The organism is Asticcacaulis sp. (genome assembly GCF_027484505.1).
Taxonomy (GTDB): Bacteria; Pseudomonadota; Alphaproteobacteria; order Caulobacterales; family Caulobacteraceae; genus Asticcacaulis.
Genome location: NZ_JAIXSV010000357.1, coordinates 1 through 3,252 on the forward strand (window position 1 = coordinate 1; position 3,252 = coordinate 3,252).

Consider the following 3,252-nt stretch of genomic DNA (forward strand, 5'->3'; position numbering starts at 1 on the left):
GGCGCGGGTGTCGAAAAAGACGGTGTCACGCGTCATCAACCATTCGCCGTCAGTACGCGCCGAAACCCGCGATCAGGTCAATGCCATCATCGCCCGCATTGGTTTCAAGCCGGACCCGCAGGCGCGCGGTCTGGCCTTCCGCCGCTCCTTCCTGCTGGGTCTCGTCTATGACAACCCCAATGCCCAGTACGTCATCAATATCCAGAACGGCGTGCTGGATTGTATCCGCGGTTCCGGCACCGAACTGGTGGTCCACCCCTGCGACAAGACGAGCCCGGACTTTATCGACGAAATCCGCGACTTCGTGGAATTGCAGCGCCTGTCCGGCGTGATCGTCCTGCCGCCCATCGCCGAAAACCGCCAGTTGCTGGCGGCGCTTGATGATCTCGACGTGCCCTATGTGCGCATCACCGCCATGCCCGGCGACGAAAACACGCCACCTATCGTGTCATCACAGGTGGTGTCGCGCGATCGCATGGGCTGCCGCGCGGCGGCGGAGCATCTGGCCGATCTGGGGCACCGCCGCATCGGGTTTATCTCCGGCCCGGCGGGTTACGCCTCAGCACGTCAGCGCCGGCAAGGCTTTGATGAGGGACTGACGGCGCGCGGCCTGACGCTCGATGCCGCCCTGATCGTGCAGGGGGAATATACCTTCGAGTCGGGTTACGTGGCCGGTAAGGCCCTGCTGTCGCAATCGCCGCGCCCGACCGCGATTTTCAGTTCCAACGACGAAATGGCGGTGGGTGTCTATAAGGCAGCCGCCGAGCTGGGCCTCAGCGTGCCCGATGACCTCAGCGTGGTCGGCTATGACGACGCCCCCATCGCCGCCCGCGTCACGCCCGGCCTGACCAGCGTGCGCGCCCCCATCCGCGACATCGGCCGTGCGGCTGCCGATGCCCTGCTGGCGGAAAACCGCAAGGACAGCACCGTCTTTGATACGGCCCTGATCGTGCGGGAATCGACCGGCCCGGCGGACCCGTCGTTCAAACCCTGAACCGGTTTTTGCGAACGACTCTAAAATAGGCGTTGATAAAACTCATGACACCGGTTACCTGTTGCAACGGGAGATCATGAACCCGAAGACCGCCAAATAGTTCAGACAGAACGGTCCACGGTTTCGCTTTTTTCGGTATCTGTGACATGTCCAAGCCTTTGATTTTGAACGAAGACCGTCTGTTTTCGGCAGACCCGGCGCAGCGCGCGGTGGCCCGCGAACTGTATGCGCTGATCAAGGATTACCCTATCCTGTCGCCGCACGGTCATACGGACCCGCAATGGTTCGCCGATAATGCCAATTTCGGCAGCGCGACCGAGCTGTTCCTGGCGCCGGACCACTACATCTACCGCATGCTCTATTCGCAGGGCTATGATCTGAACGATCTGGGCGTGGGGTCCAAGGCCGGGCCTTCGACCGCCGATCCGCGCAAGGCGTGGAAAATCTTTGCCGCCAATCAACACCTGTTCCGCGGCACGCCGACCTCTATGTGGATGAACCACGTCTTCGGCCACATCATGGGCTTCGACCAGCGTTTGGATGAGACGACGGCGGACGATTATTTCGACCGTATCGGTGAGCTTCTGGCGTCTGACGCTTATAAGCCGCGCGCCCTGTTTGAACGCTTCAATATCGAGCTTCTGGCCACCACCGAGTCGCCGACCGACACGCTGGAGCACCACCAGAAGATCCGCGCCTCGGGCTGGAAAGGCCGCGTCGTCACCGCCTACCGCCCCGACCCGGTGATTGATGCCGAACACGAGGACTTCCGCGACAAGCTTAAGGTGTTTGCCGACCTGTCGGGTGAGGATGTCTATAGCTGGAAGGGCTATCTGGCCGCCCACCGCAAACGCCGTGACTTCTTTATGGAGATGGGCGCGACCTCGACCGACCACGGCCACCCGACGGCGAAGACCGCCAATCTGTCGGGTGTGGAGTCTGAGGCCCTGTTCAACCGCATCATCGCCGGGGAATTTACCCCCGCCGATGCCGAGCTGTTCCGCGCCCAGATGCTGACCGAAATGGCACGGATGAGCCTCGATGACGGGCTGACCATGCAGATTCACCCCGGCTCGTTCCGCAATCACAACCAGACGATCTTTGAAACCTTCGGGCGTGACAAGGGCTGCGACATTCCGCTGGCCACCGATTATGTCAATGATCTCAAGCCGCTGCTGGATGCGTTCGGCAACGAAAAGACCCTGACGGTCATCCTGTTCACGCTGGATGAGACCTCCTATTCGCGCGAACTGGCCCCGCTGGCCGGGCACTATCCGATCCTGAAACTCGGCCCGTCATGGTGGTTCCACGACTCGCCCGAAGGCATGACGCGCTTCCGCGAACAGGTCACCGAAACCGCCGGCTTCTACAATACGGTCGGCTTCAACGACGATACGCGCGCCTTCCTGTCGATCCCGGCGCGCCACGACGTCGCCCGCCGCATCGACGCCAACTTCCTGGCGCGTCTGGTGGTCGAACACCGCCTCGAACTGGAAGACGCCGCCGAAACGATCAAAGACCTGACCTATAACCTGCCCAAGGCGGCCTATAAGCTGTAGGTCTTTCGGGAAGATAAGACGAAGGGGTCGCAGACCCCTTCACCCCATCAATTGGAAACCCTCCGCTACTATACTGATCCGTTTTTCAGTATGGAAAGCCGGAATTTTGATCTAAACTTTTAAGCTCACAAACCGCATACTCTTCAGCATCTTCTAAGTACTGTTTTAATTTTTTAATGTATTCCTCTTTTTTATTTGCATATTCCGCCAATTCTCTATTGTAATTTTCGACATTATTATTGTAGGCGCGAACTTCCCAATCTGTACATTTACTCAATGAGTATGGCCTCGCGCAATACGGCAGCTCAGGTTTGACAGGTTTTTGAGGCTTTGAACTGCGATATGGAACTGAGGGCTCAGAACAGTATGAGTAGGCTGTGGCTGATGAAGGCACCAACAGCACAAACCCTAAAATGCTAATCCAAATTTTCATAATGGCTCTCACCCCCCATCTTTGACGCCTAATCATCATTTAAATGGTTAAATCGCAAGTGTACATATCGTTGTTATAAAAAAGCCCCGCTGTTTCCAGCGAGGCTCCAACCTATGGGGCGCAGGGGTCTGCGACCCCTGCGATACCTTGCCCAAATTACTGAGCGGCAACCGTAGACGCCACATCGGCATATTCTTCGATCTGGTCGAAGTTCATATAGCGATAGACTTCCGCGCCCTTGGCGTTGATGACGCCCATGTCGGAGA

General features: G+C 58.2%; 3 protein-coding genes. 2 read left to right on the forward strand and 1 reads right to left on the reverse strand.

The genetic code is table 11. The features are described 5' to 3' along the window. Together Q0072_RS20960 and uxaC are read left to right on the forward strand one after the other, a co-directional pair. The coding region (locus Q0072_RS20960) for a LacI family DNA-binding transcriptional regulator (RefSeq protein ID WP_298333801.1) at positions 1–994 on the forward strand (994 nt) is incomplete at its 5' end. Positions 995–1,140: 146 nt separating this feature from the next. Continuing rightward, positions 1,141–2,553 (forward strand): glucuronate isomerase, encoded by a 1,413-nt coding sequence (gene uxaC / locus Q0072_RS20965; protein WP_298333803.1) that lies wholly within the window; start codon positions 1,141–1,143, stop codon positions 2,551–2,553. Positions 2,554–2,638: 85 nt separating this feature from the next. Here the strand turns inward: uxaC and Q0072_RS20970 are convergent, their stop codons facing one another. Further along, entirely contained in the window at positions 2,639–2,986 is a 348-nt protein-coding gene (locus Q0072_RS20970) for a hypothetical protein (protein ID WP_298333805.1), read from the reverse strand. Between the last annotated feature and the right edge of the window lie 266 nt (positions 2,987–3,252).

Excerpts from the sequence above, each read along its gene's own strand:
- uxaC (WP_298333803.1), top strand. The coding sequence starts at position 1,141 with ATGTCCAAGCCTTTGATTTTGAACGAAGACCGTCTGTTTTCGGCAGAC.
- Q0072_RS20970 (WP_298333805.1), bottom strand. The coding sequence starts at position 2,986 with ATGAAAATTTGGATTAGCATTTTAGGGTTTGTGCTGTTGGTGCCTTCA.